Consider the following 26,343-nt stretch of genomic DNA (forward strand, 5'->3'; position numbering starts at 1 on the left):
GCTTACAGCCGGCCGGGCGCGATCAGGCCGGTGTAGCCGCCGAGCATGAGCAGGAGGAACAGGCCGAGCGAGAGTGCGATGCGCCAGGTCAGGGCCTTGACCGTGCGGCTGCTGCCGCCCTTGTCCTTGACCAGATAGACCAGCGCGCTGGCCAGGCTGAAGACGATGAGCAACAGGGCGGCGATGACGAAAAGGCGCATGGTGGGTCTCTCTTGTCCGGTGTCGGTCGGGCGGCATGAAACGGCCTGATTGGATTGTAGCTTGGCTGCCGGCCGTGGCCGGGGTGGCGGTGTTTCTGGCGGCGCTGGCCCTGGCCCAGTGGCAGCTCGAGCGCGCCGAATACAAGCGCGGCCTGCAGGCGCGCTGGGACGAAGGCGGCCGGCAGCCGGCCGAGCGCCTGGACCGGCTGCCGGGCGAGGCCGAGGAGGCCTGGCTTTATCGCCGGCTGCGCCTGGCCGGCCACTTCGAGCCGGACTACCAGGTCTTCCTGGACAACCGGCTGCACCGGGGGCGGGCCGGCTACCACGTGGTGGTGCCGTTGCGCTTGCAAGGCACGGGCGAGAGCGTCCTGGTCAACCGCGGCTGGCTGCCGGCCGAGGCCGACCGGCGTCATGCGCCCTACCTGGCGGTGCCGAAGGGCGGGCTGGCGGTGGAGGGCATCCTGGTCCGGGCGCAGACGCGCTACTTCGAGCTGGGGCCGGACACGGTGCGCGGCAGCGTCTGGCAGAACCTGGACCTGCGGCGCTACCGTGATTTTTACGGGCAGCCGCTGCCGGACTGGCTGCTGCTGCAAACGAATGAGGTCGGCGACGGCCTGGTGCGCGACTGGCCGCGGCTGGATGCCGGGGTCGACAAGCACATCAGCTATGCCGGCCAGTGGTTCGCCCTGGCGGCGACCAGCCTGGCCCTGACCCTGATTTATCAATGGAGACGCTACCGTGGCCCTAAAGCGCGGACAGATTAAGTTGCTCTTGATCCTCGCCATGTTCGTCGCGCCCTTCGCGCTGGCCGACCTGGCCTTTCGTTACTGGAAGCCGGACAGTTTCAACAACTACGGTGAGCTGGTTCAGGCGACGGAGTTTCGCCCGGCCGGCCTGCAGGCCGGCGACGGCGCGCCATTCGACCTGTCCGCCCTGCGCGGCAAGTGGGTGTTGCTGCTGGTGCAGGCGGGCGAGTGCGACGCGGCCTGCCGGCAGAACCTGTACCTCATGCGCCAGGTGCGCCAGGCGACCGGACGCGATCAGGGCCGGATCGAGCGGCTCTTGATCGCCGAGCGGCCGCTGCCGGCCGAGCTGGCGGCGCAGCATGCCGGTCTGCGCCAGGCGCGCTACCCGGACCTGGCCGTGCTGGGGCCACCGCTGGCGGGCGCCGAGAGCCTGGGCCGGATCCATCTGATCGATCCGCTCGGCCGCCTGGTGCTGCGCTATCCGCAGGCGGCGGACGGCAGCCGCATGCTCAAGGATGTGCAGCGCCTGCTGAAGTATTCGCAGATTGGATGAGGGCGGCCAGGGAGGCTGCGAGAGGAGCGAGAACATGGAAATGGTGACTGTCTGGAACCGGGCGCGCCTGCGCGACTACCTGGAATTGACCAAGCCCCGCGTGGTGGCGCTGATCGTGTTCACCGCGGTGATCGGCATGTTCCTGGCCCAGCCGGGCTGGCCCCCGCTCGGCCTGCTGCTGGCGGCCACTGCCGGCATCGCCCTGGCCGCGGCGGGGGCGGCGGCCTTCAACTGCCTGGTCGAGCGCACCATCGACGCCAAGATGGCCCGGACCCGCGCCCGCGCCACGGCGCGCGGCGAGGTCGGCACGGTCCAGGCCCTGGTCTTCGCCGGCCTGCTGGCCGGAGCCGGGCTCTCGCTGCTCTATGTCTGGGTCAATCCGCTGACCATGTGGCTGACCCTGCTCACCTTCATCGGCTACGCCTGCATCTACACCCTGTTCCTCAAGCCGGCCACGCCGCAGAACATCGTGATCGGCGGCGCCTCCGGCGCCATGCCGCCGGTGCTGGGCTGGGCGGCGATGACCGGCACGGTCGGCCACGAGGCCCTGCTGCTGTTCCTCATCATCTTCGCCTGGACGCCGCCGCATTTCTGGGCCCTGGCACTCTACCGCAAGGACGACTACGCCCGCTCCGGCCTGCCCATGCTGCCGGTGACCCACGGCGAGGCCTTCACCCGCTTGAACATCCTGCTCTACACCGTGCTGCTCAGCGCGGTCACCCTGCTGCCGGTGGCGGTGAACATGGTGGGGCCGATCTACGTCGCCGCGGTGCTGGCGCTCGACGGCGTCTTCCTCTGGTTCGCCTGGCGGCTCTATCGCGCCTATTCGGCCGAGCTGGCGAAGCGCACCTTCGCCTACTCGATCCTTTATCTCAGCCTGTTGTTCGCGGCCCTGTTGCTCGATCGGGCGCTGGCCGTCTGACGCATTCTTGCTTGTGGAATGCCGGGCATTGAGCCACTATAATCGGACATGGATATCCTCAGGAGTTGGATATGGTTTTATCCCGAACCAGCCAATATGCAGTGCAGGCCTTGATCTATATCGCCACCCAGCCGCCGGGCGAGCCGGTGCTCAATCGCGATATCGCTGATCGTCTGAGCGTGCCCTCGGCCTATCTGGCCAAGATCCTGCAGAACCTGTGCAAGCAGGGGGTGCTCGATTCCTTCCGCGGTCGTCTGGGCGGTTTCTGCCTGCGCGAGGGCATGCACAAGACCAACCTGATGCAGGTGCTGACCCTGACCGAGGGCCCGGATTTCACCAAGAACTGCATCCTCGGCCTCAAGGAATGTTCCGATGCCACCGCCTGCCCCATGCATTTCAAGTGGCTGCCGGTGAAGAAGAAGATCATCGCCCTGCTGGAAGACATGACCTTGGAAGACCTGGCCAAGGCCGTGCTCACCGGCAAATACCGCCTGTCCGACCTGCCCCTGGGTGCCATGGCCTGATGAAGGCCCTGCTTTGGCTGGCGCTGGCCGCCGGCATCCTGCTCGGCTGCGGCCGGCAGGCCGAACTGCAGTTCACCGGCACCGACATCACCGGCGCGGCCTTCGGCCGCCAGTTCACGCTCACCGACCACAACGGCCAGCCGCGTACCCTGGCCGACTTCAAGGGCAAGGCGGTCGCCATCTTCTTCGGCTATACCCACTGCCCAGACGTTTGTCCGACCACCCTGACCGATCTCAAGGCCGCCATGCAGCTGCTCGGTCCGGAACTGGCGGGAAAGGTGCAGGTGCTGTTCGTCACGGTCGACCCCGAGCGCGACACGCCCGAGGTGCTGCGTCAGTATGTGCCCTATTTTCATCCGAGCTTCCTCGGGCTTTACGGCACGCCGGAGCAGATCGCGGCCACGGCGCGCGAATTCAAGGTCCACTACGCCAAGCACACCGAGGCCGGGGCGAGCGATTACCTGGTCGATCACACCGCGGCCACCTATGTCTTCGACCCCATAGGCCGCATTCGCCTGTTCTGGCCCTATGGTCATCCGGCCAAGGACATGGCGCAGGACCTGCGCCAACTTCTGGCCGCCCAGTAAAGCCCCACTCTTAGTAGCAACTTACCGGTACAACTTGCGATGGCGCCTGGGCGCGGCTATACTCCCGCGTCTTTTCGTTCGGTCATTCCGCCTTGCGTTCGCCGCAGGGCTTGGTTTTGAGAGATGTAGCAACCTAGGAGGCGCCATGGCTGCGACCAGCAACCCGGCAACTGAGCAGTACAACTTCGACATCGTCAAAAAATTCGCCGTCATGACCCTGGTCTGGGGCGTGGTCGGCATGTTCGTCGGCGTGTATATCGCCTCGGAACTGGCCTGGCCCTTCCTCAACTTCGACAGCCCGTATTTCTCCTTCGGCCGTTTCCGCCCGGTCCACACCAGCGGCGTGATCTTCGGCTTCGGCGGCTCGGCCCTGTTCGCCACCTCCTACTACGTCGTCCAGCGCACCTGCCAGACCCGTCTGTTCGCGCCCGGGCTGGCCACCTTCACCTTCTGGGGCTGGCAGGCCGTGATCGTGCTGGCCGCCCTGTCCTACGTCATGGGCTACAGCCAGGGTCGCGAGTACGCCGAGATGGAATGGCCGATCGACCTTCTGATCGAAGTGGTCTGGGTCTCCTACCTGGCCGTGTTCGTCGGCACCCTGATGAACCGCAAGCAGCCGCACATCTACGTCGCCAACTGGTTCTACCTGTCGTTCATCCTGGCGACCGCCCTGCTGCACACCTTCAACAACATCGCCATCCCGGTCGGCCTGTTCACCCTGAAGTCCTACAGCCTGTTCTCCGGCCCGCAGGACGCCATGACCCAGTGGTGGTACGGCCATAACGCCGTGGGCTTTTTCCTGACCGCCGCCTTCCTCGGCATGATGTACTACTTCGTGCCCAAGCACGCCGGCCGTCCGGTCTATTCCTATCGCCTGTCCATCGTCCACTTCTGGGCGCTGTCCTTCATGTACATGTGGGTCGGTACCCACCACCTGCACTGGACCGCCATCCCCGACTGGACCTCGACCCTGGCCGCCACCTTCTCCATCATGCTGCTGCTGCCTTCGTGGGGCGGCATGATCAACGGCATCATGACCCTGTCCGGCGCCTGGGACAAACTGCGGACCGACCCGGTGATGCGCTTCATGATCGTGGCCCTGTCCTTCTATGGCATGTCTACCTTCGAAGGCCCGCTGATGTCGCTCAAGGACGTCAACGCCCTGTCGCACTACACCGATTGGACCGTGGGCCACGTTCACTCCGGCGCCCTGGGCTGGGTGGCGATGATCTCCTTCGGCTCGCTCTACCACATGATCCCGCGTCTGTGGAAAACCGAGCTGTACAGCGTGCGCCTGGTCAACCTGCACTTCTGGCTGGCCACCATCGGCGTGCTGCTCTACATCACCGCCATGTGGATTTCCGGCATCATGCAGGGCCTGATGTGGCGTGCCTTCGACGACTTCGGCAACCTGCAGTACTCCTTCGTCGAGTCGGTCGCCGCCATGCATCCCTTCTACGCCATGCGCGCCATCGGCGGCATGTTCTTCCTGACCGGCATGATCATCATGGCGTACAACTGCTACATGACCATTCGCCAGGGCCAGCGCGCCGAACAGGCCGCACCGGCTGCCGCGGTGGCTAGCGCCTGATTTCGGAGATCGTAGGCATGTTCAAGTTCAAGCACGAAAACCTGGAAACCAACGCCGGCATCCTGCTGGTGGCGACCATGCTGGCCATCAGCGTCGGCGGCCTGGTCGAGATCGCCCCGCTGTTCATGATCGACAGCACCATGGAGAAGGTCGACGGCGTTCGTCCCTACACCCCGCTCGAGCAGCGCGGCCGCGACATCTTCGTCCGCGAGGGCTGCTATACCTGCCATTCGCAGATGATCCGCCCCTTCCGCGACGAGCAGTTGCGCTACGGTCATTACTCCCTGGCCTCCGAGTCGAAATACGACCACCCCTTCCAGTGGGGCTCCAAGCGCACCGGTCCGGACCTGGCCCGGGTCGGCGGCAAGTATTCCAACGAGTGGCACGTCCAGCACCTGATCAAGCCCACCTCGGTGGTGCCCGAGTCGGTGATGCCGAACTACCCCTGGCTGCTGTCCACCCCGCTCGACTACGCCGATGTCGGCGACCGCATGCGCGCCCTGCGCACCACCGGCGTGCCCTATTCGGCCAATGCCGAGGAGTACAAGGCCAACGTCGAGAAATTCGGCGAGGCGGTGGCCAAGACCCTGCATATCCCGGACGCCCAGAAAAACCTGGTCGCCCAGGCGCAGGAAGGCAACTACGACGGCGACCGCACCAACGTGACCGAGATGGATGCCCTGGTGGCCTATCTGCAGGTACTCGGCACCATGGTCGATTTCAGGCAGTACAAGCCTGAAGACCTGGTGAAGTATCGCTGATCGTGTTGGACTGGCTGGCCCAGGCCGAGAATGCCAAACCGCTCGGCCTCGTGATCTTCTTCGTCACCTTCTGTGCCATCGTGCTCTGGGTGTACGGCAGCAAGAAACGGGGCGAGCGACTTGAACAACACAAGAATATTCCGTTCTTAGACGACGAAGACGAATCGAAGGATAAGTCCCATGGCTAACGAGACCCCGCGCACCCCAGTCCAGACGACCGGCCATGTCTGGGATGGCGACCTGCAGGAGTACAACAACCCCCTGCCCGCCTGGTGGATCTATGGTTTCTACATCACCGTCACTTTCGCGGTGATCTACTGGATCATCTATCCGTCCTGGCCGTTCGGTAAAAGCTTCCTGCCGGGCGTGAGCAAGGTCACCTACGTCAACGCCGAGGGCCAGGAAGAGACCTGGCACTGGAACACCCGGGCCAAGCTGCTGAAGGAGACCCAGGACGCGGCGGCCATGCAGAAGCCCTATTACGACAAGATCGCCAGCCTGCCCTATGACAAGGTGACCAAGGATCCCGAGCTGTCGAGCTTCGTGCTGTCCGCCGGCAAGGCCATCTTTTCCGACAACTGTGCCCCCTGTCACCAGGCCGGCGGCCAGGGCAAGGTCGGTCACTTCCCCAACCTGACCGACGACGACTGGCTCTACGGTGGCAGCTTCGACAAGATCAGCGAGACCATCCACAAGGGTCGCCGCGGCTACATGCCGCCGTTCGCCGAGGCGCTGGAGCCGACCCAGGTCGACGCCCTGGCCAACTATGTCCTGTCGTTGTCCGGCCAGAAGGTCGACGCCGCCAAGGCGGCCGAGGGCAACAAGCTGTTCCATTCCCAGGCTGCCGCCTGCTATTACTGCCACGGCGACAACGCCAAGGGCCGCCCGATCATCGGCTCGGCCAACCTGACCGACAAGGTCTGGCTCTGGGCCGACGTGCCGGGCGCCAAGGACGACGCGGCCAAGGTCGCTGCGGTCAAGCAGGTGATCAACAACGGCCTGAATCGCGGCGTGATGCCGGCCTGGGAGGGTCGTTTGAAGCCGGAACAGATCAAGCTCTTGACTGTCTACGTCCACGAGTTGGGCGGCGGCAAGTAAGGCTGATACCCGCAGTGTGTTCCACGAAACCCCGGCTTGCCGGGGTTTTACTTTTGTAAGGTCCGTTTGCAGTGTCCGATTCCGCCAAGCCGCAAGAGCTCTACGCCAAGCGCATCCCCATCGTGCCGCGCTCGATCACGGGGCCGTTCCGCAACTTCAAGACCGCCATCCTGGTCTTGGCCTACGCGGTGTATTTCGGCCTGCCCTGGCTGCCCTGGCAGCGGGCCGACGGCGCGTCCCAGGCGGTGATGTTCGACATCCCCGGCCGCCGCTACCTCCTGTTCGACCTGGTGGTGCATCCGCAGGAGGTGTTCTGGCTGGCGCTGCTGCTGTTCATCGCCGCGGTGTTGCTGTTCTTCGTCACCGCCCTGGTCGGCCGTGCCTTCTGCGGCTATTTCTGCTTCCAGACCTTGTGGACCGATGCCTTCATCTGGATCGAGCACCTGATCCAGGGCGAGCGGCCGAACCGCATGAAGCTGATGCGCGAGCCCTGGAGCAACAAGGAGAAGTTGCTCAAGGTCGGCCTCACCCGGCTGCTCTGGTGGCTTCTGTCGTTCTGGACCGCGCTGACCTTCATCCTCTATTTCGGTTATGCGCCGGAACTGGTGGTCGACTTCTTCACCGGCCAGGGCGCCGGCGCCGCCTACATCACCACCCTGGCGCTGACCGTCACCACCTATCTCGCCGCCGGCATGCTGCGCGAGCACGTCTGCATGTTCATCTGTCCCTATGGCCGGTTCCAGAGCGCCATGTACGACCCGGGCACCCTCTCGGTGCATTACGACAAGCGTCGGGGCGAAGGCACGGCCGGCCGCAGCGCCGCCCGTGCCGGTCTGCGCACCTTGGAGGAGCGCCACGCCCAGGGCCACGGCGACTGCATCGACTGCGGCCTGTGTGTGCAGGTCTGCCCGGTCGGCATCGACATCCGCCAGGGCATGCAGTTCAAGTGCATTTCCTGCGGCTTGTGCATCGACGCCTGCAACAACATCATGGCCAAGATGCAGTATCCGAAGGGGCTGATCCGTTACGACTCGGAGACCAACCTGGTCGCCGCCCAGCCCAGGCCCGGCCTGCATCTGGAGTGGAAGAACGTCAAGGTGCTCGGCTACGGCGCCTCGCTGGTGCTGATGACCGGCTACCTGTTCTACAGCATCGCCACCCGGCAGAGCTTCGACCACAGCATCCAGCAGATCCGCCAGCCGCTGTTCGTCACCTTGTCCGACGGCTCGATCCGCAACCGCTACCAGATTCGGCTGACCAACATCTCCGGCCACGAAGAGACCTACACCATCGAGGCCCGCGGCCTGCCGGCGGGGGCGTTGGACATCGGCAGCTTCAAACAGGTTGTGGTGAAGAACGGCAAGAGCGTCATCGTCCAGGCCAGCGTCAAGCTCGATCCGGCCCGGGCGCAGCGGCTCGATCAGTTCGAATTCGTCATCCGCAACAGCCAGGGCGACACCGTGGTCGACGAGGCCCGCTTCTTCGCCAAGTAATCAGGAATTTCGCATGAATCTGCTCTATAGCCTGTTCGGCGGCATGCTGCTCACGGCCGCTCTCTACGGCGGCTTGCGTTATCTGCGCGTGGGCAATTTCTGGGCGGCGGTGGCCGCCTCCGGCGGCGTCAGCCTCGCCTATATCGTCTACGCCATCATCGACTGGGGCGGCCTGGACATGCTGGCCATGCACCTGGTCGCCTATCCCACCGTGGCCGTGGTGCTGGCACAGCTCTATGACACGCGCAAGGCCCAGGCCCTGCACTGGGCGCCCAAGCTCATCGTCGCCCTGTTCCTCGCCGTCAGCGTGCTGTTCGGCGGTCTGGCCTACATCTCCAGCCACGGCCTGCCCCAGGCCGTGGCGCAATGGTTTCTGCCCGGCGCCCAGGGCAAGAACCTGCATACCGGCTTCGCCGGCGTGGTGGCCCACAGCGAGGAGGCGGCCAAGGGCATCGGCCAGCACCTCAAGGTGGAGCATGCCCTGGCCCAGTTGGGCTGGCAGATCGACGTCCAGGGGCTGAACGGGCTGGAGAGCGGGCAGGCGCAAACGGTGGTGGTGCAACTCCAAGACCGTGCCGGCCTTGGTATCGAGCAGGCCCGGGTCAGCCTGGCCCTGGGCCGGCCGGGGCAGCCTGCCGGCCAAGCCGAGACCCTGGCGGCGACCGGCGGCGGCCGTTACCAGGCCCACCTGCCGCCACACCAGGCCGGGGCCTGGGTCGCCTATCTGAGGATAGAGGCAGGTGGACAGGGCATTGAGCTCGAGCACACCGTCGAGGTGCGCTGAGCCCGTGGCTTATTCTTCTTCGCTGTAAGTCTCTTCCAGGAACTCGCGCGCGGCCTCGAGCAGGGCGGGCAGGGCATCCTCGGTCAATTCCAGTTGGGCCAGGCAGGCCGCTCCCATCTTCTGCCATTCCTGGGTGGTGTTGAGGCCGGTCAGCCTTTGCTGCAGCCATTCGGCCAGCTGGGCCAGGGCGATCAGGCGTCGGCTCGCGGCCGGCAGCGATTGCAGGCCGGCCCGCATCAGGATGTAGTCGTGCTGGTGACGGATCGCCAGGCAGGTCGGCTCCGGCAGCCACCAGCTCTGCGCCAGCAGGCAGCCGACCAGGGCGTGATTGGTCGGCAGGTAGGCCTCTTCCACCTCGGTGAACGGACGCTCGCCGTCCTGGTTGGCCTCGGCCAGGATGGCCGGGTAATTCGGGAACTTGCGCATCATGATCGGGATGCCGCAGTCGCGGAACAGGCCATAGGTGTAGGCGTCATCGCTCTGCACATCCGGCTGCGCGCCGAGCCTTTGCACTAGCCAGCCCGAGAGCTGGGCGGTGCGGTCGGAGGCATCCCAGAAGCGCTCAAGGTTGGGGCCGGTCGGCAGGGCATGCTTGAGGATGACGCCGGCCACGGTGCGGGCGGCGACCTTGAGCCCGAGCATGATCAGGGCGTCGCGCACGCTGCGCGCCTTGTGCCGGTAGCCGTAGAAGGGCGAGTTGGCGGTCTTGAGGAAGCTGGCGGCCAGGCTGACGTCGCGGCTGATCAGCAGGGCGACCCGGTTGAAGTCCGGTTCCTCGCTGCGCATCTCGCGGCTGATTTCCTCGAGGATGGCGGGTCGCGGCGGGATGCCGATCTCCTTCAGCGTAGCCTCGAGCTGGTTATTGAGCTGCTCGGGCAGGACCGGATCGTTCTGGGCCGGCTGGCTCATGTCGATCTCCTCATGGCTAACCATTCGTCGAATTGGGGTTCGGGCATCGGCCGCGCCAGGTAGAAGCCCTGGATGGCGGTGGCGCCCATCTCGCTCAGGATGGCGTATTGCTCCGCCGTCTCGACACCCTCGGCCACCACGCTCATGCCCAGGTCCAGGGCGAGATGGACGATGGCCTTGGCGATGGCGAAAGAGCGGGGGTTGTGCGGCAAGTCGGTGATGAAGGCGCGGTCGAGCTTGAGTTTGCGTGCGGGCAGGTCCTTCAGGCTGGCCAGGCAGGAATAGCCGGTGCCGAAATCGTCGATCGAGAGCGGAAAGCCCGCCTCCAGGGCGGCGCGGATGTTGCGCTGGACGACGTCCGAGCTGTCCATGAACAGCGACTCGGTGATCTCCAGCTCGATCAGCTCGGGCGGCGCGTTGGAGCAGGCCAGCGCGGCATACAGGGTCTGGGTGAACTTGGGCGCGGTGAGCTGCGCGCGGGAAACGTTGATCGCCACCTTGACCCGCTGCTTGTCGGCCAGCATGCGGCTGACGAAGCGGGCCCCTGTCAGCAGGCTCCACTCGCCCAGGCGGATGATCAGGCCGGTCTTTTCGGCGACCGGGATGAAGCGGCTGGGGGCGAAGATGGTGCCTTCGCAGTTGCAGCGCATCAGGGCCTCGACCGCCTCCAGGCTGCCGTCGGCCACCTGCAGGATGGGCTGGTAGTGCAACGACAAGCCCCCGGATTCCAGCGCCTTGTGCAGCGCTTCTTCCACCTCGAGCTCCTCGCGGGCCAGGAGCTTGCCCAGTCGGCCCGGGTGCAGGTCCTCGCCGGCGAACAGGTACTGGGCGCCGCCCAGGCGCTTGGCCTGGACCAGTGTGAGGTCGGCCCGTTCGAGCAGGGCGCGGGCGCCTTCATGTTCGAGCGACAGGGCGATGCCGATGCTGATCGAGGGATAGAGGCGCATGGTGCCGACGTCGAGCGGCTGCGACATCGCGGCCAGGAGGTCGCGGGCGATGTGTTCGGCGGCGGCGCGGCTGCAATCCTTCACCACCAGGACGAATTCGTCGCCGCCCATGCGCGCCAGCTGGCCCTGATTGCCGCTGGCCGTGGCCAGGCGGTGGGCCAGCTCGGCCAGCACGCTGTCGCCGACCAGATGGCCGAGGGAATCGTTGATCTGCTTGAAGCGGTCGATGTTCAGCCAGAACACCGCCAGGGGACGCAGACGTTCCCGGCTCGTGGCGGCCAGCAACTCGCCGACGGCGCGTACGCAGCCTTCCCGGTCGAGCAGGCCGGTGAGCGAGTCGAACTGACTGGGCGGAGGCTCATAGTGGCTGCTTAGCATAGGCTCGGCGACGGCACTCCTGGCGGGTTTTGTCAGCGGCATGAAGGCGCTGGTTTCGTTTGAACCATATCAATATAGGCCGAAAAGGCCCTGCGGCAGCGCGGGCGGGCCGCCTGGCCGCCGGTTGCCGCCGGTTTGTATGCGCCGGCGCCACACCTGCTGCGCTGCGCTCAGGCGCGGGCTTGCCGGCGCCAGAACTCGATCAGGCCGGGCAGCAGGGAGATGAAGATGATGCCTAGGATGACCAGGGTGAGGTTGCTCTTGACCCAGGCCAGGCTGCCGAAGAAGTAGCCGGCCGGCACCAAGAGGCCGACCCAGAGCAGGGCACCGAGGATGCTGAAGCCGAGGAAGCGGGCATAGGTCAGCCGACCCAGGCCGCAGACGAAGGGCACGAAGGTGCGCACCAGGGGGACGAAGCGGGCCATGACGATGGCCTTGGGACCATGCCGCTCCATGAAGGCATGGGTGCGCTCCAGGTTCTCCCGCTTCAGCCAGCGGCTGCCCTCGTGGCGGAATACGCGGGGTCCGAGGAAGCGGCCGAACCAGTAGTTGACGTTGTCGCCGCAGAGCGCCGCGGTCACCAGGGTGGCCATCAGCCAGCCGAGGTCCATGTCGCCCGCCGCCGCCACCGCCCCGGCGACGAACAAGAGCGAGTCGCCCGGCAGGAAGGGGGTGACGACGAAGCCCGTCTCCATGAAGACAATCAGAAACAGGATGCCGTAGGCCCAGGGGCCGTATTGCGCGACCAGCAGGGTGAGGTGCTGGTCCAGGTGCAGGACGATGTCGAGGAACTGGCTGAAAATCTCCATGGGGGCGGCGCCGACCGGGTCAAACCTGGGCGCCGTCGTCACTAGCCGCCTTGACCGGGCGGATGAAGTCCTCGCGCGAGACGCCCAGCCACATGGTGATCGGGCTGGCGACCAGCACCGAGGAATAGGTGCCGACCAGGATGCCGATGGCCAGGCAGAGGGCGAAGCCATAGAGCACCTCGCCGCCCAGGAACAGCATGGCCAGCACCATGAGCAGGGTGGTGCCGCTGGTGATGATGGTGCGCGACAGGGTGGCGGTCTTGGCGTTGTCCATCAGTGCGGCGACGTCTGCGATGCGGGTCTTGCGGAAGTTCTCCCGGATCCGGTCGAACACCACCACGGTGTCGTTCACCGAATAGCCGAGGATGGCCAGCACCGCCGCCAGCACGGTCAGCGAGAATTCCCACTGGAACAGCGACCAGATGCCGAGCACGATGAAGATGTCATGGGCGGTGGCGAAGATCGCGCCGACCGCCATGCGCCACTCGAAGCGCAGCATCAGATAGAGGGTGATGCCGATGGCCACCACCACCAGGGCGAGCGAGCCGTCCTCGAACAGCTCCTTGCCGACCTGGGGGCCGACAAATTCGACCCGGCGCAGCTCGGTGCTCGGGTCGGCCTGCTTGAGCACGGCCAGCACCTGCTCCGAGAGCTGGGCCGAGGTGACACCCTGCTTTACCGGCAACCGCACCAGGACCTCGTTGGCGCTGCCGAAGTTCTGCACCTGGGCATCGGCATGGCCGTGTTGCGCCAGCTGCGCGCGGATGGCGGGAATGTCGGCGGCATGCGGATAGCCCACCTCCATCACCGTGCCGCCGGTGAAGTCGACGCCCAGGTTGAGGCCGCGGGTCGCCAGCAGGGCGATGGAGGCGACGATGAAGGCGACCGAGAAGAAGATGGTGCTGCGCGCGAAGCGCATGAAGGGGATGTCGCGCTTGAGGCGGAAGAGCTCGATCATGCTGCGGCTCCGTTAAATCGAGACCTTGGTCAGGCGCTTGGCCCGGCCGTAGGTGAGGTTGACCATGGCGCGCGACACCGTCACGGCGCTGAACATGGAGGTGAGGATGCCCAGGCAGAGCACCACGGCGAAGCCGCGTACCGGGCCGGAGCCCAGCCAGAACAAGGCGATGCCGGCGATCAGGGTGGTGATGTTGGAGTCCAGGATGGTGTCCCAGGCGCGGTCGTAGCCGGCGAAGATCGCCGCCTGCGGCGAATTGCCGTTGCGCAATTCTTCCCGGATGCGCTCGGCGATGATCACGTTGGCGTCGATGGCCATGCCCAGGGTCAGGGCGATGCCGGCGATGCCGGGCAGGGTGAGCGTGGCCTGTAGCATGGAAAGCAGGGCGACCAGCAGGAACATATTGGTCGCCAGGGCCAGCACCGAGACCAGGCCGAAGCCCCGGTAATAGAAGACCATGAAAGTGGCGATCAGGGCGAAGCCGATCAGGGTGGAGTTGACGCCGCGCTCGATGTTGTCGGCGCCGAGCGAGGGCCCGACCGTGCGTTCCTCGACGATCTCCATCGGGGCCGCCAGGGCGCCGGCGCGCAACAGCAGGGCGACGTCCGAGGCCTCCTGGGGCGAATCCATGCCGGTGATCTGCACCCGTCCGCCGCCGATCTCCTCGCGGATGACCGGGGCGGTGATCACCTCGGTCTTGCCCTTCTCGATCAGCAGGATGGCCATGCGCCGGCCCACGTTCTCGCGGGTGACGTTCTTGAAGATGCGGGCGCCGCGGCCGTCCAGGTTGACGTGGACGGCGGCCTGGCTGGTCTGGTTGTCGAAGCCGGGCTGGGCGTCGGTGATGTATTCGCCGGTCAGCACCACATTCTTCTTCACCAGCACCGGCGCGCCGTTGCGCTCGTAATAGAGCTCGCTGCCGAACGGCGCCTGGCCGGCCAGGGCGGCCTGCACCCGGGCGGGGTCCTGCATGGCCTCTTCGTCGACCAGGCGGATCTCCAGGGTGGCGGTGCGGCCGAGGATCTCCTTGGCCTTGGCCGTGTCCTGCACGCCCGGCAGCTGCACCACGACGCGGTCGACGCCCTGCTGCTGGATCACCGGCTCGGCCACGCCCAGCTCGTTCACCCGGTTGCGCAGGGTGGTGAGGTTCTGCTGCAGGGCGTATTCCTGGGTCTTGAGCTGGGCCGGCTTCTTCAGGCGGGCGGTGAGCACCTGCTCCTCGCCGCTGACCGATTCGACCAGATCCAGGTCGGGGTAGGCGCTCTCGATCGCCCGTCGCGCCTCGTCGCGCTGGGCCACGTCGCGCAGCTTGAGCACCACGCTGTCGCCCTCGCGGCCGATGCCGGTGTAGCGGACCTTCTTCTCGCGCAGCAGGGCGCGGATGTCGTTCTGGTAGCGCTCGGCCGCCTTCTCCAGGGCGCGGGGCATGTCGACCTGGAGCAGGAAGTGGACGCCGCCGCGCAGATCCAGGCCCAGGTACATGGGCAGGGCGCCGATCGAGGCCAGCCACTGCGGCGAGGCCGGCAGCAGGTTGAGCGCCACGGTGTAGTTGCTGCCCAGGGCGGCTTGCAAGGCGTCCTTGGCCTTGATCTGGCTCTCGGTGTCGGCGAAACGGGCCTTGACGCTGGTGGTGTCGAGGGCGACCCCCGTGCTGGCGATGCCGGCCGTCTTGAGCGCGGTCTCCACCTGCTGCATCAGCGCGGTGTCCGCCTTCAGGCTGGCCCGGGTCGGCTGCACTTGCACCGCCGGCACTTCGCCGTAGAAATTGGGCAGGGTGTAGAGGAAGGCGACAGCCAAGGCCGTGCCGACGACGACATATTTCCAGAGGGGATAGCGGTTCATGGCGCTCAGGGATCAGAGGTCAGGTATCAGGTATCAGAAGCTGCGCAGCTGCGCCGCGCCTGACCTGGATCAGAGGTCCTTGATCGTGCCCTTGGGCAGGACGGTCTGGATGGTGCCGCGCTGGAAGATGCTCTCGGTGCCGCCGCCGATGTCCAGGGTGACGTACTGGTCGCCGATCTTGGTGACCTTGCCCAGCTGGCCGCCGGCGGTGATCACCTCGTCGCCCTTCTGCAGGTTTTCCTGCATCTTCTTTTGCTCCTTGGCCCGCTTCATCTGCGGCCGGATGATCATGAACCAGAACAGGACGAAGATGACGATGAGCGGTAAAAAGCTCATCAGGGGATCGGGCTGCTGGGCAGCGGGGTCGGCGGCGTGGGCCAGGCTGATCATTGCGGGTTCTCCCAAAAATTACGGCTGAATGGATCGGCGGATTCTAGCATGCCGGCCGCGGCCGCCTTAAGGCCCGAAAGCCCGCGCGGCCGCGTTCAGGCCCTGATCCCGCGGGCGGCGAGAAAGGTCTCGATGTGGGCGGCCAGGCGGCCCTGTTCGATGGCCTCACGCAGCTCGCGCATCAGGGTCTGGTAGTAGTTCAGGTTGTGGATGGAGTTGAGCCGGCCCGACAGGGTCTCGCCCGTCCGGAACAGGTGGTGCAGATAGGCCCTGGAAAAATGGCGGCAGGTATAGCAGTCGCAGGCCTCGTCGATGGGCGAAAGGTCGCTGCGGTACTTGGCGTTCTTGATCCGCAGTTCGCCCGTGCGGGTGAACAGCACGCCATGGCGGGCGTTGCGGGTGGGCATGACGCAATCGAACATGTCGATGCCGCGGCTCACCGCATGCACCAGATCTTCCGGCGTGCCCACGCCCATGAGGTAGCGTGGCCGGTCCTCCGGCAGGCGGGGCGCGACATGGGCGAGGATGCGTTCCATGTCCGCCTTCGGCTCGCCCACCGAGAGGCCGCCGATGGCATAGCCGTCGAAGCCGATGCGGCTGAGCTGTTCCAGCGACGCATCGCGCAGGTCCTCGTACATGCCGCCCTGGACGATGCCGAACAGGGCATTGGGGTTGCCGGCATGGGCGGTCTTCGAGCGCTCGGCCCAGCGCAGGGACAGCTCCATCGAGGTCTTGGCCGTGCGGTGGTCGGCCGGGTAGGGTGTGCACTCGTCGAAGATCATGACGATGTCGGAATTGAGCACGCGCTGGATCTCCATGCTCTTTTCCGGGGTGAGCAGCAGGCGGTCACCGTTGAGCGGCGAGGCGAAGCGCACGCCCTCCTCGCTGATCTTGCGCAGGTGGGTCAGGCTGTAGACCTGGAAGCCGCCGGAGTCGGTGAGGATCGGCCCGTCCCAGCGCATGAAGCCGTGCAGGCCGCCATGGGCGGCGATCACCTCCAGGCCGGGGCGCAGCCAGAGATGGAAGGTGTTGCCCAGCACGATCTGGGCGCCCAGGGCGCGCACCTCGTCCGGCGTGAGCGATTTCACCACGCCATAGGTGCCCACCGGCATGAACACCGGGGTCTCGATCACGCCGTGGGCGGTGGTCAGCCGGCCGCGCCGGGCCTGGCCATCGCGGCCGAGCAGTTCAAATTGCATCCTGGTTTGCAATCCTCTCGATGAGCATGGCGTCACCATAGCTGAAGAAGCGGTAGCGCTGTTCGACCGCGTGGCGGTAGGCCGCCAGCATCAGGTCCATGCCGCCGAAGGCGCAGACCAGCATGAGCAGGGTGGAGCGGGGCAGGTGGAAATTGGTGATCAGCCGCTCGACCACGCGGAATTCGTAGCCCGGGGTGATGAACAGATCGGTCTCGCCCTGGCCGGCGCGCAAACTGCCCGAGTGGGCGGCCGACTCCAGGGCGCGCAGGCTGGTGGTGCCCACCGCCGTCACCCGGCCGCCGTGGGCTTTCGCCAGTTCGACGGCGGCCACGGTCTCGTTTGGCACCTCGTAGCGCTCGCTGTGCATTTTGTGTTCGTGGATGTCGTCCACCCGCACCGGCTGGAAGGTGCCGGCGCCGACGTGCAGGGTGACCCGCGCGGTGGCCACGCCCTTGGCCTTCAGCGCGTCGAGCATGGCCTCATCGAAGTGCAGGCCGGCGGTGGGCGCGGCGACGGCCCCGGGTTCGCGCGCATACACCGTTTGGTAGCGCGCCTCGTCGGCCGCCTCGGGCCGGCGCTCCAGATAGGGCGGCAGGGGCAGCTCGCCGTAGGCCTCCAGCCAGTCCAGCACGGTTTTGGCCGGATCGAAGCGCAGGCGGTAGAGGTCGTCGCTGCGCTCGATCACCTCGGCCTCGAAGCTGTCGGCAAATCTCAGCCGCATGCCCGGCTTGGGCGACTTGCTGGCGCGGATGAAGGCGATGGCCTCATGCTCCGACAGCACCCGCTCGATCAGGGCCTCGATCCGGCCGCCGCTGGCCTTCTCGCCGAACAGTCGGGCCTTGATCACCCGGGTGTCGTTGAACACCAATAGATCGCCAGCCCGGAAGAACTCGGCCAGTTCGGCAAAGCGCCGGTCGCTAAAGCGCTTGTTGGGGCCGTCGACATGCAGCAGCCGGCTGGCCGTGCGCTCGGCCAGCGGGTACCGGGCGATCAGTTCCTCGGGCAGGGCGTAGTCGAAATCGGCGGTTTTCATCGGGGGCAGGGCCGCTTGGGTCGCGGCCCCAGGTCATAGGGGGTGGTGCCCGGAGCCGGAATCGAACCGGCACGCCATCGCTGGCGCGGGATTTTGAGTCCCGTGCGTCTACCTATTCCGCCATCCGGGCACGCATGCGAAGGGGACGATTATCGCGGAAACGCCCCGGTCAGGGCAACGTCGTCGCAGGCGTCACTTCACCCACTGCACCACCTCGGCCATCGGCCGCCGGGTCTTGGCGGGTTGCGGGTTCTTGCGGTAGCCGAAGGCCAGCATCGCCGCCAGGCCGAAGTTCCGGGCATCCAGCGCGCCGGCCGCGCTCAGGACCGCTTCCGCCTTTTCCTGGTCGAAGCCTTCGATCGGGCAGGTGTCGATGCCGATCATGGCCGCCGCCGTCATCATGTTGCCCAGGGCGATGTAGGCCTGGCGGCAGGCCCAGTCGAACACGCCACGCTCGTAGCCGAGCAGCTTGAAGTCGGATTCGAGAAAATTGCGGTAGACCTTGCTCCGCATTTCGATGCGCTCCGGCGGCAGTTTCTGGATGTCGTGCATGATGTGCTGGACATGGGGGTCCTCCGGCATAAGGCCGGTCTTGCGCGCCAGGATGGCGATGTAGTGGCTGGCGGTCGGCAGGGTCTTCTGGGCCCCCCAGGTGACGGGCAGCAGCTTCTCGCGCAGGGCCATGTCCTGGATCACCACGATCTGCCAGGGCTCGTGGCCGAAAGAACTGGGGCTCAGGCGCGCGGTCTCCAGGATGAATTCGAAGTCCTCCGGGGCGACCTTCCTGGTCGGGTCGAATTCCTTGCAGGCGTGGCGGTAGTTGAAGGCGGCGAGGATGTCCTGTTTGGCGATCATGATGGGTCCTGAATCAACGATGCGAGAAGGGCCGATTATCGCGAAAACCGGCGGCCATCGCGAAAATTGTCGGCAGGGCGCCGTATAATCGCCGCAGTTTTCGGCTTGGAACAGAATCGGATGATCTTCGGCATCGGGACCGACCTCGTGGTGATCGAGCGCGTGCGCGCCATGCATGCCCGGCACGGCCAGCGCCTGGCCGAGCGCATGCTCGCCCCGGCCGAGCTGCCCGGCTTCGACCTGGTCCCGGACAAGCCGCGCTTTCTGGCCAAGCGCTTTGCCGCCAAGGAGGCCTTCGCCAAGGCGGCCGGCACCGGCATGCGCGCCCCCCTCCACCTGTCCACCATCGGCGTGCGCCACAACGCCTTGGGCCGGCCCGAGCTGTTCTTCTCCGACGAGCTGGCCGCCTGGCTGCGCCGGCAGGGCGTGGTGCGCAGCCACCTGTCGCTGAGCGACGAGCAGGAGCACGCCATGGCCTTCGTCGTCCTGGAATCGGAAGCATCGTGAACCACCCCGGCCTGCACCTGCCGCTCGGCCCCCTGATGCTCGACGTGGTCGGCACCGCGCTGACCGAGGACGACCGCCGCCGCCTGCGTCACCCCCTGGTCGGCGGCGTGATCCTGTTCAAGCGCAACTACGAAAGCCCGGAGCAGATCGCCGCGCTTACCCGCGAGATCCACGCCCTGCGCAGTCCGCATCTTTTGATCGGGGTCGATCACGAAGGCGGCCGGGTGCAGCGCTTTCGCGCGGGTTTCACCCCCATCCCGCCCATGCGCCGCCTGGGCGAGGTGTGGGACGAGCATCCGCAGCGGGCCCGGCTGCTGGCCAAGGATGCCGGCTACATCATGGGCGCCGAGCTGCGCGCGGTGGGCGTCGACTTCAGCTTCACCCCGGTGCTCGACCTCGATTACGGCGCCAGCGGCGTCATCGGCGACCGCGCCTTTCACCGCAAGCCGCAGGCCGTGGTCGAACTGGCTCATGCCTTGATGCTGGGCCTGCACGAGGCGGGCATGAACGCGGTGGGCAAGCACTTCCCCGGCCACGGCTACATCGCGGCCGACTCCCACCTGGAGATCCCGGTCGACGAACGGCCGCTGGAGGACCTGGAGTTCGCCGACCTCATCCCCTTCCGCCAGATGATCGACTGGGGCCTGGCCGCGATCATGCCGGCCCACGTCATCTACCCCAAGGTCGACGACAAGCCGGCCGGCTTCTCCCGCCGCTGGCTGCAGGATATCCTGCGCGGCCGCCTGGGCTTCGAGGGCGTGATCTTCAGCGACGACCTCGCCATGGAAGGCGCCAGCGTCGCCGGCGGCGCCCTCGAGCGGGCCCGCGCCGCGCTCGAGGCCGGCTGCGACATGGCCCTGATGTGCAACCGGCCCGAACTGGCCGACGAGCTGCTCGCGCGCCTGCAATGGCCGCTGGCCCCGGTCTCCCTGGTCCGCCTGGCCCGCATGCACGGCCGGCCGCACCCGCCCAGCCGCGTCGCCCTGCACGAAAGCACCCGATACACCAAGGCGGTACACCACCTGGCCGGTCTCGGCCCGGTCGATGCCGAACTCGCCTTCAACGACCCGAGCAATACCTGTGGCAAAAACTGACAACTCCCTCTCGCTCGACCGTGGCACCGACCACGCCCACCACCACCTGGGCCATGCCGGCGGCCATTCGCATCTCACCGGCGCCCTGTTCTTCACCCTGGGCTTCGCCTTCGTCGAGGCGGTGGCCGGCTACTTCTCCGGCTCGCTTGCCCTCTTGTCCGACGCCGGCCACATGCTGACCGACTCCACCGCCCTGGGTCTGGCGGCGCTGGCCGCCTGGCTGGCCAAGCGGCCGCCGTCGCCGCGGCACACCTACGGCCTGGTCCGGCTGGAAATCCTGGCCGCGCTGTTCAATGCCCTGCTCATGTTCGGCTTGGTCGCCTTCATCGCCGTCGAGGCGATCGACCGCTTCGCCCAGCCGCGTCAGGTTCAGGGTGGGGTCGTCACCGTGGTCGCCGTCATCGGTCTCTTGGTCAATATCGGTGTCGCCTGGCAGCTGAGCCACGGCGAGAAAACCCTGAACACCCGCGCCGCCCTGCTGCACGTGATGGGCGACATGCTCGGCTCGGTCGCCGCCCTGGCCGCCGGCCTGGTCATCTACTTCACCGGCTGGATGCCGATCGACCCGCTATTGTCCTTGCTGGTCTCCGGCCTGATCCTGGTCTCGGCCTGGCGCCTGCTGGGCGAGGCGCTCAACGTCCTGCTGGAGGCGGTGCCCGGCCATATCGACATCGAGCGCGTGGCGCAGGACCTGGCCGCCATCGAGGGCGTGGCCGCGGTGCACGACCTGCATATCTGGACCCTGTCTTCCGGCAAGGTCGCCCTGTCGGCGCACATGGACGTGCGCGACTTCGCCGACTGGCCCCGGATCATGGCCGAGAGCCGGCAGCGGCTGATCACACACCACGACATCGGCCATGTCACCCTGCAGCCGGAGCTGGCCGACAGCACCGCCGCCCGGCCCGCCCACATCCTCCATCCCGTCCAGCACTGAAGGCCGCCATGAAACGCAGACGTCTCTATACCCGCCACCGCCTGAGCCGCGACGCCGAGCGCCTGGCCTGGCTGGCCACCGGCCTGGCCGATTCCGGCAGCCGGGCCGAGGATGCCTTCTGGGAGGGCGAACTCACCGTCCTGATCGACAAGCTCTTGCAGGCGAACGACGAGGAGGCCTTCAACCAGGCCCTCGACCGCCTGTACGAGACCCATTCCCGCGCCTACGACGAACTGGCCGACCTGATCGAGGCCGGGGCCGAGACCAGCCGCTTCGACGTCGACGGCGAGCCGCATGCCGGCCTGCTGCTGGCCCTGCCCGTCCTGGCCTGGTCGCGCTACGCCATCCCCACCCGCAGCCTGCCGAAGAACGCCCTGTCCGGCCTGCGCGCCCACCTGGCGGCGCATGTGCTGGCCGACGGCTGCCGTTTCGCCCTGATCGACTACCTGTTCAGCCCCGACCAGCTGCCGCGCGGCTACGGCGAGACGCGCCGTCTTGCCGCCGAACTGTGGCCCTCGGCCCTGCAAAACCGCGACTACAACATCGAGGCCAAGAAGATGCCGGAGACCGCCGCCTTCGTCTCCGACGTGCGCTACATCCTCGCCGCCGTGAGCGTGCCGGTCGGCCGACCCCTGTTCCGCTGGAACGAGCCGGACGGCGACCGGGAGAAGGCCCTGGCCCAGTGGCGCGAGCAGGGCGCCCCCAACCTGCAGTCGGTCATGGCCGGCTGCGCCTATGAACTGCTGTTGCCCGATGCCTACTTCGCCGCCTGGCGCCAGGCCGACCGCGAGATCCGACCCTATTCCCTGCGCGCCGCCGTGGCCTATCTGCAGACCGTGCTCGGTACCCCGGCCGGTCTGCTGCGCGCGGTGATCGCCCCCTTCTACGACCGCTGGCTGGTCGAATACCGCATCGGCTTCGCCCTCAGCGGCTCGGACGACCTGGTGCACGGCGTGGTCTGGCCCCTGCTCGGCACCGAAGAGGAGACCGGCGAGACCCCGGCCGAGATCGAGCGCATCCTGCGCGAGGCCGGGGTCGGCGAGGTCATCCTGCACAGCCAGCGCTTTCCCCTGGAATATTGCGACGACTGCGGCGCGCCGCTCTACCCCAACCCCGAGGGCGAGAGCGTCCACGCCGAAATGCCCGAGGGCGAGGAAGGCCCGCCGGCGCATCTGCATTGAGTGGGTAGTGGGTAGCGCGCTTCCTGCTCCCTCCCCATTCATGGGGAGGGAAGGGGAGGGGAGATTTTTTCGACGGAGCTTTCTCTCTAGCAAACGATCTGAATGAAACCAATCATGTTCGACCCCAACTGCACCGCCTGCCCACGCCTGGCCGACTTCCTGGCCGACTGCCGCGCCAGCCGGCCCGACTACTACGGCCGGCCGGTGCCGCCCTTCGGCGCGGCCAAGCCCCGCCTGCTCATCGTCGGCCTCGCCCCCGGCTACCATGGCGCCAACCGCAGCGGCCGCCCCTTCACCGGCGACTATGCCGGGGTGCTGCTGTACCAGACCCTGCACGCATTCGGCTACGCCAGCCGGCCCGAATCGACCGCGGCCGACGACGGCCTGGAGCTCATCGGCTGCCGCATCACCAACGCGGTGAAATGCGTGCCGCCGGAGAACAAGCCCACCCCGGACGAGATCAGGCGCTGCAATGGATATCTAAAAGCGGAACTGGAAGCGCTGCCCAAGGGCGCCGCGATCCTGGCCCTGGGCCAGATCGCCCACGGCGCCGTGCTGCGCGCGCTGGGCCTGAAGCTGAAGGATTACCCCTTCGGCCACGCCGCCGTCCATCAACTCCCCTCTCCCTCCGGGAGAGGGGTCGGGGGTGAGGGAAAACCCCGGGGTGAGGGAAAAGCTGAGGACGCAGGCACCCCCCTCCGCCTCTACGACAGTTACCACTGCAGCCGCTACAACACCCAAACCCGCCGGCTCACGCCCGAGATGTTCCAGGCCGTGTTCGCCCAGATTCGCAAAGACCGAGAGGAGGCCTGACCATGCCCGTCGTCACCATCAAGCTCGCCGGCACCTTCAGCCGGGAACAGAAAAAACAGATCGCCGAGGAGATCACCGACACCCTGGAGCGGGTCGGCGGCAAGCCCCGGCGCTACACCTACATCGCCTTCGAGGAACTGCCGGACGAGAATTGGGCGATTGCGGGGGAGTTGCTCGACGAAGAATAGCCGGGTTGGTATGCGCATACACTCCCCAGGGGAGCCACAATGCGCGCCGGCCAGAATCCTCATGCCCTGAAAAAGGCGGCAAACCTCAGCATCCGCGCCGACCTGCTGAGGCAGGCCAAAGACCTGGATATCCACCTCTCGGCCACACTGGAGCAGGCCCTGGCCGAGGCCGTCAGGCAAAAACTGCGGCAACGCTGGCTGGCCGAGAACAAGGCCGCCATCGAGGCCTACAACGAGCATATCGAAACCCACGGCGTATTCAGCGACGGCCTGCGAGGCTTCTGATACCGCAGTTCAGCGTACATCGAGACCCGCACCCGGCCACCAAGGCGGCCATTCCCTTGCTGCTCGATACACAGAGTGAACGGGTCGCGGATTTGGGCGCGCGTCGTCCTGCCGCTTCGCTTACAGGCCGTTGAAAAACGTAGCGAGGATGGCCAGATGCAAGGCGATTGGGGCGCAGCGACCGAGAAAACGAACGAAGTGAGTTTCGGCGCAGCCACATGGCAACGCCGCAGATGGCCCACCGCAGTAGTTTTCAACGGCCTGTTAAACGCCTCATCCCCTTGCCAGGCAAACGGCGCCCGCAGCCGCCACAGACTGCAATAAACTTGCCCCCATGACCGAAACCGCCGACCCTGCCGGCCCGGGCTTCGACCCGGCCGCCGTGCTCAAGACCCTGCCCAACCGCCCCGGCGTCTATCGCATGCTGGGCGAGGGCGGCGAGGTGCTCTATGTCGGCAAGGCGCGCGATCTGAAGAAGCGGGTGTCCAGCTACTTTCAGAAGACCGACCTGTCGCCCCGCATCCGCCACATGGTGGCGCGCATCCGCGACATCCAGATCACCGTGACCCGGTCCGAGGCCGAGGCCCTGCTCCTGGAAAACAATCAGATCAAGGCTCTGGCGCCGCGCTACAACATCCTGTTTCGCGACGACAAGTCCTACCCCTATCTTTTGCTCACCGGCCATGCCTGGCCGCGCCTGGCCTATTTTCGCGGCACGCCGGACAAGCGCGACCGGGTGTTCGGCCCCTTCCCCAATGCCTTCGCGGTGCGCGAGAGCATCCAGATCCTGCAGAAGGTGTTCCGCCTGCGCACCTGCGAGGACACGGTGTTCGCCAACCGCTCGCGTCCCTGTCTGCTCTATCAGATCAAGCGCTGCAGCGGGCCCTGCGTCGGCCTGATCTCGGAGGCGGACTACGCCCGCGACGTGAACAACGCCCTCCTGTTCCTGCAGGGCAAGGACGACGAGCTGGCGCGCGAGCTGACGGCGAAGATGGAGGCCGCCTCGCAGGCTTTGCGCTTCGAGGCGGCCGCCTTCTACCGCGACCAGATCCAGGCCCTGACCCGGGTGCGCGAGAAGCAGTTCGTCGAGAGCCGCAGCGCGCAGGATGCCGACGTGATCGCGGTGGCGCTGAAGGCGCCGGTGGTCTGCGTCTACCTGATGATGATTCGCGGCGGCCGCAGCCTGGGCGGCCGCGCCTTCTTCCCGGGTGCGGCCGAGGGCATCGAGGCGGCCGAGGTGGTCGAGGCCTTCGTCTCCCAGCACTATGCCGGCCGGCCGGTGCCGCCGCTCCTGGTGCTGGATGCCGCCGCCGCGCCCGAGGGCCTGGAGGACTGGCTGAGCGATGCCGCCGGACGCAGGGTGCAGGTGCTGACCAACCCGGTGGGCGAGCGCCGGGCCTGGCTGGCCATGGCCCAGAGCAACGCCGAGCTGGCGCTGACCGCGCGCGAGGGCCAGCGCGCCAGCCAGGAGAAGCGGCTGGCCGCGCTGAACGAGGTGCTGGGCGAGGAGGGTATCAACCGCATCGAGTGCTTCGACGTCAGCCACACCCTGGGCGAGGCCACGGTGGTGTCTTGCGTCGTGTATGACAAAGGCGCGATGCAGCCTTCGGAATACCGCCGCTTCAACATCACGGGCATCACCCCGGGCGACGATTACGCCGCCATGCGCGAGGCATTGACCCGCCGCTATGGCAAACTGGCGGCTGGCGAGGGCGTGCTGCCCGACCTGCTGCTGATCGACGGCGGCAAGGGCCAGCTCAACGTGACGGTCGAGGTGATGGCCGAGCTGGGTCTGACCGGGCTGCCGATGGTGGGCGTGGCCAAGGGCGAGGCGCGCAAGCCGGGGCTGGAGCAGTTGTTCCGGCCGGGCGCGGAACAGGCGATCAGCCTGCCTGCCGACCACCCGGCCCTGCACCTGATCCAGCAGGTGCGCGACGAGGCGCACCGTTTCGCCATCACCGGCCACCGGGCCAAGCGGGCCAAGCAGCGCACCAGCTCCAGCCTGGAGGGCATCCCGGGCGTGGGGCCGAAGCGGCGGCAGAGCCTGTTGCAGCGTTTCGGCGGTCTGCGCGGCGTGGTCGCCGCCGGGGTGGAGGAACTGGCGCAAGTGGAAGGGATTAGCCGAGAATTGGCGGAACGGATTTATCGGGAACTGCATTAAATGCCATTCAATTTGCCCAATGCCCTGACCTGGTTGCGCATTGGTTTGATCCCGCTGTTCGTGGTGGTGTTCTACCTGCCCGAGGGCTGGCTGCCCAAGCATTCGGTCAATTTCACCGCGACCCTGATCTTCGCCCTCGCCGCCGTCACCGACTGGCTGGACGGCTACCTCGCCCGCAAGCTGAACCAGATGTCGGCCTTCGGCGCCTTCCTCGACCCGGTGGCCGACAAGCTCATGGTCGCTGCGGCGCTGATCGTGCTGGTCGACCTGGATCGGGCCGGAGTGACGGTGTCGCTGATCATCATCGGCCGCGAGATCGCCATCTCCGCCCTGCGCGAGTGGATGGCCAAGATCGGCCGGGCTAGGAGCGTGGCGGTGTCCTTCGTCGGCAAGCTGAAGACCACGGCGCAGATGGTGGCGATCGTGATGCTGCTCTATCACGACCCGGTGTTCGGCTTCGCCCAGGTGGCGCTGGTCGGCAGCTGGCTGCTCGACCTGGCCGCGCTGCTGACCCTGATCTCCATGGCCTACTACCTGCGCATGGCCTGGGATGCGTTAAAAGATCAGCCGGCGGCTTGACAAGATTTTTTCCATGCATAAA

Annotated in this window: 30 protein-coding genes and 1 tRNA gene; 20 read left to right on the plus strand and 11 right to left on the minus strand. The window is 66.6% G+C overall.

Going from position 1 to position 26,343, the window contains the following annotated elements; translation table 11 throughout:
• Positions 1-2 precede the first annotated feature (2 nt).
• Positions 3-200, minus strand: coding sequence for a twin transmembrane helix small protein (locus EL388_RS01715; protein WP_126458722.1), 198 nt, complete (start codon positions 198-200; stop codon positions 3-5).
• A gap of 35 nt (positions 201-235) precedes the next feature.
• Between EL388_RS01715 and EL388_RS01720 the strand changes: the two genes are divergently transcribed.
• The 11 genes from EL388_RS01720 to EL388_RS01770 all read left to right on the plus strand — a co-directional run bounded on the left by EL388_RS01720 (position 236) and on the right by EL388_RS01770 (position 9,259).
• Positions 236-964 (plus strand): SURF1 family protein, encoded by a 729-nt coding sequence (locus EL388_RS01720; protein WP_126458726.1) that lies wholly within the window; start codon positions 236-238, stop codon positions 962-964.
• Position 965: 1 nt separating this feature from the next.
• Positions 966-1,499, plus strand: a complete 534-nt coding sequence (locus EL388_RS01725) for an SCO family protein (protein WP_126458729.1) — start codon at positions 966-968, stop codon at positions 1,497-1,499.
• A gap of 34 nt (positions 1,500-1,533) precedes the next feature.
• Entirely contained in the window at positions 1,534-2,421 is an 888-nt protein-coding gene (gene cyoE, locus EL388_RS01730; RefSeq protein ID WP_172599375.1) for a heme o synthase, read from the plus strand.
• Between the two features lie 71 nt (positions 2,422-2,492).
• Positions 2,493-2,945, plus strand: coding sequence for an RrF2 family transcriptional regulator (locus EL388_RS01735; RefSeq protein ID WP_126458732.1), 453 nt, complete (start codon positions 2,493-2,495; stop codon positions 2,943-2,945).
• Positions 2,945-3,532: an SCO family protein gene (locus EL388_RS01740; RefSeq protein WP_126458735.1), complete on the plus strand. Its 588-nt coding sequence runs from the start codon at positions 2,945-2,947 to the stop codon at positions 3,530-3,532. Before EL388_RS01735 ends, EL388_RS01740 begins: the two co-directional genes overlap by 1 nt.
• Before the next feature lie 145 nt (positions 3,533-3,677).
• Entirely contained in the window at positions 3,678-5,123 is a 1,446-nt protein-coding gene (ccoN, locus tag EL388_RS01745; protein ID WP_126458738.1) for a cytochrome-c oxidase, cbb3-type subunit I, read from the plus strand.
• A gap of 17 nt (positions 5,124-5,140) precedes the next feature.
• Positions 5,141-5,884 (plus strand): cytochrome-c oxidase, cbb3-type subunit II, encoded by a 744-nt coding sequence (gene ccoO, locus EL388_RS01750; protein WP_126458741.1) that lies wholly within the window; start codon positions 5,141-5,143, stop codon positions 5,882-5,884.
• A gap of 2 nt (positions 5,885-5,886) precedes the next feature.
• Entirely contained in the window at positions 5,887-6,072 is a 186-nt protein-coding gene (locus EL388_RS01755) for a cbb3-type cytochrome oxidase subunit 3 (RefSeq protein ID WP_338057662.1), read from the plus strand.
• Positions 6,065-6,982: a cytochrome-c oxidase, cbb3-type subunit III gene (gene ccoP, locus EL388_RS01760; RefSeq protein ID WP_126458747.1), complete on the plus strand. Its 918-nt coding sequence runs from the start codon at positions 6,065-6,067 to the stop codon at positions 6,980-6,982. Before EL388_RS01755 ends, ccoP begins: the two co-directional genes overlap by 8 nt.
• A 71-nt stretch (positions 6,983-7,053) precedes the next feature.
• Positions 7,054-8,475: a cytochrome c oxidase accessory protein CcoG gene (gene ccoG, locus EL388_RS01765; RefSeq protein WP_232019155.1), complete on the plus strand. Its 1,422-nt coding sequence runs from the start codon at positions 7,054-7,056 to the stop codon at positions 8,473-8,475.
• A gap of 13 nt (positions 8,476-8,488) precedes the next feature.
• Entirely contained in the window at positions 8,489-9,259 is a 771-nt protein-coding gene (locus EL388_RS01770; protein WP_126458749.1) for a FixH family protein, read from the plus strand.
• A gap of 9 nt (positions 9,260-9,268) precedes the next feature.
• Here the strand turns inward: EL388_RS01770 and EL388_RS01775 are convergent, their stop codons facing one another.
• The 10 genes from EL388_RS01775 to EL388_RS01820 all read right to left on the minus strand — a co-directional run bounded on the left by EL388_RS01775 (position 9,269) and on the right by EL388_RS01820 (position 18,579).
• On the minus strand, positions 9,269-10,168 hold the full coding sequence (locus EL388_RS01775; protein ID WP_126458752.1) for an HDOD domain-containing protein: 900 nt from the start codon (positions 10,166-10,168) through the stop codon (positions 9,269-9,271).
• On the minus strand, positions 10,165-11,535 hold the full coding sequence (locus EL388_RS01780; RefSeq protein ID WP_232019156.1) for a putative bifunctional diguanylate cyclase/phosphodiesterase: 1,371 nt from the start codon (positions 11,533-11,535) through the stop codon (positions 10,165-10,167). The genes EL388_RS01775 and EL388_RS01780 overlap by 4 nt, the downstream gene beginning before the upstream one ends.
• Positions 11,536-11,663: 128 nt before the next feature.
• On the minus strand, positions 11,664-12,302 hold the full coding sequence (locus tag EL388_RS01785) for a DedA family protein (RefSeq protein WP_126458755.1): 639 nt from the start codon (positions 12,300-12,302) through the stop codon (positions 11,664-11,666).
• 19 nt (positions 12,303-12,321) lie between these two features.
• Positions 12,322-13,257 carry a protein translocase subunit SecF gene (gene secF / locus EL388_RS01790; protein WP_126463971.1) on the minus strand — a complete coding sequence of 312 codons (936 nt, stop codon included), beginning with the start codon at positions 13,255-13,257 and terminating at the stop codon, positions 12,322-12,324.
• Between the two features lie 15 nt (positions 13,258-13,272).
• A complete protein-coding gene (gene secD, locus EL388_RS01795) occupies positions 13,273-15,102 on the minus strand; it encodes a protein translocase subunit SecD (protein WP_126458757.1) in 1,830 nt (609 codons plus the stop codon).
• Between the two features lie 69 nt (positions 15,103-15,171).
• On the minus strand, positions 15,172-15,492 hold the full coding sequence (gene yajC / locus EL388_RS01800; protein ID WP_126458760.1) for a preprotein translocase subunit YajC: 321 nt from the start codon (positions 15,490-15,492) through the stop codon (positions 15,172-15,174).
• A gap of 95 nt (positions 15,493-15,587) precedes the next feature.
• The gene (gene tgt, locus EL388_RS01805) at positions 15,588-16,691 is read right to left on the minus strand and encodes a tRNA guanosine(34) transglycosylase Tgt (RefSeq protein WP_126458762.1); all 1,104 of its coding nucleotides are present in this window, start codon (positions 16,689-16,691) and stop codon (positions 15,588-15,590) included.
• On the minus strand, positions 16,681-17,724 hold the full coding sequence (queA, locus tag EL388_RS01810; protein ID WP_126458765.1) for a tRNA preQ1(34) S-adenosylmethionine ribosyltransferase-isomerase QueA: 1,044 nt from the start codon (positions 17,722-17,724) through the stop codon (positions 16,681-16,683). Before queA ends, tgt begins: the two co-directional genes overlap by 11 nt.
• 43 nt (positions 17,725-17,767) lie before the next feature.
• Positions 17,768-17,854: transfer RNA gene (locus EL388_RS01815), tRNA-Leu, on the minus strand.
• Between the two features lie 62 nt (positions 17,855-17,916).
• Positions 17,917-18,579, minus strand: coding sequence for an NAD(P)H-dependent oxidoreductase (locus tag EL388_RS01820; protein ID WP_172599376.1), 663 nt, complete (start codon positions 18,577-18,579; stop codon positions 17,917-17,919).
• Between the two features lie 105 nt (positions 18,580-18,684).
• Here EL388_RS01820 and acpS point away from each other — a divergent pair, with 105 nt between their 5' ends.
• The 9 genes from acpS (at position 18,685) to pgsA (ending at position 26,321) form a co-directional block, all read left to right on the plus strand.
• Positions 18,685-19,086 (plus strand): holo-ACP synthase, encoded by a 402-nt coding sequence (acpS, locus tag EL388_RS01825; protein WP_338057663.1) that lies wholly within the window; start codon positions 18,685-18,687, stop codon positions 19,084-19,086.
• Between the two features lie 17 nt (positions 19,087-19,103).
• Entirely contained in the window at positions 19,104-20,180 is a 1,077-nt protein-coding gene (nagZ, locus tag EL388_RS01830) for a beta-N-acetylhexosaminidase (RefSeq protein ID WP_126463974.1), read from the plus strand.
• A complete protein-coding gene (locus EL388_RS01835; RefSeq protein ID WP_232019157.1) occupies positions 20,167-21,114 on the plus strand; it encodes a cation diffusion facilitator family transporter in 948 nt (315 codons plus the stop codon). The genes nagZ and EL388_RS01835 overlap by 14 nt, the downstream gene beginning before the upstream one ends.
• A gap of 8 nt (positions 21,115-21,122) precedes the next feature.
• Positions 21,123-22,295, plus strand: a complete 1,173-nt coding sequence (locus tag EL388_RS01840) for a DUF2863 family protein (protein ID WP_126458771.1) — start codon at positions 21,123-21,125, stop codon at positions 22,293-22,295.
• 102 nt (positions 22,296-22,397) lie between these two features.
• Positions 22,398-23,108, plus strand: coding sequence for a uracil-DNA glycosylase (locus EL388_RS01845; RefSeq protein WP_126458774.1), 711 nt, complete (start codon positions 22,398-22,400; stop codon positions 23,106-23,108).
• Between the two features lie 2 nt (positions 23,109-23,110).
• Positions 23,111-23,296: a tautomerase family protein gene (locus EL388_RS01850; RefSeq protein WP_126458777.1), complete on the plus strand. Its 186-nt coding sequence runs from the start codon at positions 23,111-23,113 to the stop codon at positions 23,294-23,296.
• Positions 23,297-23,335: 39 nt separating this feature from the next.
• On the plus strand, positions 23,336-23,581 hold the full coding sequence (locus EL388_RS01855) for a type II toxin-antitoxin system CcdA family antitoxin (RefSeq protein WP_126458780.1): 246 nt from the start codon (positions 23,336-23,338) through the stop codon (positions 23,579-23,581).
• A 334-nt stretch (positions 23,582-23,915) separates the two neighbouring features.
• Positions 23,916-25,742 carry an excinuclease ABC subunit UvrC gene (gene uvrC, locus EL388_RS01860; protein WP_126458783.1) on the plus strand — a complete coding sequence of 609 codons (1,827 nt, stop codon included), beginning with the start codon at positions 23,916-23,918 and terminating at the stop codon, positions 25,740-25,742.
• Positions 25,743-26,321 carry a CDP-diacylglycerol--glycerol-3-phosphate 3-phosphatidyltransferase gene (pgsA, locus tag EL388_RS01865; RefSeq protein ID WP_126458785.1) on the plus strand — a complete coding sequence of 193 codons (579 nt, stop codon included), beginning with the start codon at positions 25,743-25,745 and terminating at the stop codon, positions 26,319-26,321. It begins immediately after the preceding gene.
• The last annotated feature ends 22 nt before the right edge of the window (positions 26,322-26,343 follow it).

The sequence above is a fragment of the Sulfuritortus calidifontis genome, from assembly GCF_003967275.1.
In the GTDB taxonomy this organism is placed as follows: Bacteria; Pseudomonadota; Gammaproteobacteria; order Burkholderiales; family Thiobacillaceae; genus Sulfuritortus; species Sulfuritortus calidifontis.

What these genes read in the sequence shown, in the direction of transcription:
- EL388_RS01715 (WP_126458722.1), bottom strand. Translation starts at nt 200, where the DNA reads ATGCGCCTTTTCGTCATCGCCGCCCTGTTGCTCATCGTCTTCAGCCTG.
- EL388_RS01720 (WP_126458726.1), top strand. Translation starts at nt 236, where the DNA reads ATGAAACGGCCTGATTGGATTGTAGCTTGGCTGCCGGCCGTGGCCGGG.
- cyoE (WP_172599375.1), top strand. Translation starts at nt 1,534, where the DNA reads ATGGAAATGGTGACTGTCTGGAACCGGGCGCGCCTGCGCGACTACCTG.
- EL388_RS01735 (WP_126458732.1), top strand. Translation starts at nt 2,493, where the DNA reads ATGGTTTTATCCCGAACCAGCCAATATGCAGTGCAGGCCTTGATCTAT.
- EL388_RS01740 (WP_126458735.1), top strand. Translation starts at nt 2,945, where the DNA reads ATGAAGGCCCTGCTTTGGCTGGCGCTGGCCGCCGGCATCCTGCTCGGC.
- ccoN (WP_126458738.1), top strand. Translation starts at nt 3,678, where the DNA reads ATGGCTGCGACCAGCAACCCGGCAACTGAGCAGTACAACTTCGACATC.
- ccoO (WP_126458741.1), top strand. Translation starts at nt 5,141, where the DNA reads ATGTTCAAGTTCAAGCACGAAAACCTGGAAACCAACGCCGGCATCCTG.
- ccoP (WP_126458747.1), top strand. Translation starts at nt 6,065, where the DNA reads ATGGCTAACGAGACCCCGCGCACCCCAGTCCAGACGACCGGCCATGTC.
- EL388_RS01770 (WP_126458749.1), top strand. Translation starts at nt 8,489, where the DNA reads ATGAATCTGCTCTATAGCCTGTTCGGCGGCATGCTGCTCACGGCCGCT.
- EL388_RS01775 (WP_126458752.1), bottom strand. Translation starts at nt 10,168, where the DNA reads ATGAGCCAGCCGGCCCAGAACGATCCGGTCCTGCCCGAGCAGCTCAAT.
- EL388_RS01780 (WP_232019156.1), bottom strand. Translation starts at nt 11,535, where the DNA reads ATGCCGCTGACAAAACCCGCCAGGAGTGCCGTCGCCGAGCCTATGCTA.
- EL388_RS01785 (WP_126458755.1), bottom strand. Translation starts at nt 12,302, where the DNA reads ATGGAGATTTTCAGCCAGTTCCTCGACATCGTCCTGCACCTGGACCAG.
- secD (WP_126458757.1), bottom strand. Translation starts at nt 15,102, where the DNA reads ATGAACCGCTATCCCCTCTGGAAATATGTCGTCGTCGGCACGGCCTTG.
- yajC (WP_126458760.1), bottom strand. Translation starts at nt 15,492, where the DNA reads ATGATCAGCCTGGCCCACGCCGCCGACCCCGCTGCCCAGCAGCCCGAT.
- tgt (WP_126458762.1), bottom strand. Translation starts at nt 16,691, where the DNA reads ATGCAATTTGAACTGCTCGGCCGCGATGGCCAGGCCCGGCGCGGCCGG.
- queA (WP_126458765.1), bottom strand. Translation starts at nt 17,724, where the DNA reads ATGAAAACCGCCGATTTCGACTACGCCCTGCCCGAGGAACTGATCGCC.
- EL388_RS01820 (WP_172599376.1), bottom strand. Translation starts at nt 18,579, where the DNA reads ATGATCGCCAAACAGGACATCCTCGCCGCCTTCAACTACCGCCACGCC.
- EL388_RS01840 (WP_126458771.1), top strand. Translation starts at nt 21,123, where the DNA reads ATGAAACGCAGACGTCTCTATACCCGCCACCGCCTGAGCCGCGACGCC.
- EL388_RS01845 (WP_126458774.1), top strand. Translation starts at nt 22,398, where the DNA reads ATGAAACCAATCATGTTCGACCCCAACTGCACCGCCTGCCCACGCCTG.
- EL388_RS01850 (WP_126458777.1), top strand. Translation starts at nt 23,111, where the DNA reads ATGCCCGTCGTCACCATCAAGCTCGCCGGCACCTTCAGCCGGGAACAG.
- EL388_RS01855 (WP_126458780.1), top strand. Translation starts at nt 23,336, where the DNA reads ATGCGCGCCGGCCAGAATCCTCATGCCCTGAAAAAGGCGGCAAACCTC.
- uvrC (WP_126458783.1), top strand. Translation starts at nt 23,916, where the DNA reads ATGACCGAAACCGCCGACCCTGCCGGCCCGGGCTTCGACCCGGCCGCC.
- pgsA (WP_126458785.1), top strand. Translation starts at nt 25,743, where the DNA reads ATGCCATTCAATTTGCCCAATGCCCTGACCTGGTTGCGCATTGGTTTG.